Below are 875 nucleotides of genomic sequence, written 5' to 3' on the forward strand. Positions count from 1 at the left end.
ATTTTTTGTTATATATCCATCATTATTTTCACGAACATAAAAATATCATTTATTAGTTGGTGTTAAAAATTCTTTATTTGGGGCTTGCATCCTTGGAATATTAGTCCATTTGCTTCCTTCTGGTGGTTGTTGTGGTTTTGCTAATGGTTTTTTTTTCAAATTTGTTATTATAATTATTATTATCACAAGCAACTAAACTTGTTATACTTGTTCCTATTAATGTGATTGTTCCTAAAAGACTTAGTATTTTTTTCATATTTATTATTAATTATTCAACTATTGAATCAACTATTCCACAAAATACAGCCCCCAATCCCGAAATTGTTGAAACCACCAATCCTACAGGATTAGCAGTTGCGCCACTAATCACCGAAATCCCCCAACCAATATTTTGACATCAAGTTAAATAATTACTATTATTATTATTAAATTCATTAATTTTAGTACTTAAATTATCAAATTTATTTATTAAAAAAGTAAAATTATCTTCTATATGTTGTACACTATTTTTTAATTTTATTATTGATTCTTTATTTTTTATTATTTGAATATCTTGTTTAAACATATGTAAATAAGTATTAAATTCATTTAATTTATCATTTCTTCACTTTATTTTTTCTTCATTTTTATAATTTAAAAAAATACTTTTCTTTTGACGTTCTTTTTCTATTTCTCAGGAATTAAAATTTTTTTGTCAATCCTTTAATAGGGGGTCATTATTTAATATAGAATAAAGCGGTATATATTCATGAGCATTTCCTTTGTATGTTACTGCATAAATTCTGTCATTTAATACAACTGCAGGAAGACTAAATCAATCATTATTTATACTATTAATAATTGTTTTTTGTTGTTTTGTTATTGGATCATATTCA

The 875-nt window shown here is 23.7% G+C and carries 1 protein-coding gene; it reads right to left on the reverse strand.

Annotated elements, in window-relative coordinates:
• Positions 1-100: 100 nt before the first annotated feature.
• Complete coding sequence (locus EHV01_RS06100) at positions 101-256, reverse strand: lipoprotein (RefSeq protein WP_422066681.1); 156 nt, start codon at positions 254-256, stop codon at positions 101-103.
• Between the last annotated feature and the right edge of the window lie 619 nt (positions 257-875).

The organism is Spiroplasma sp. hy2 (assembly GCF_044714365.1).
Lineage (GTDB): Bacteria > Bacillota_I > Bacilli_A > Mycoplasmatales > Mycoplasmataceae > Spiroplasma > Spiroplasma phoeniceum.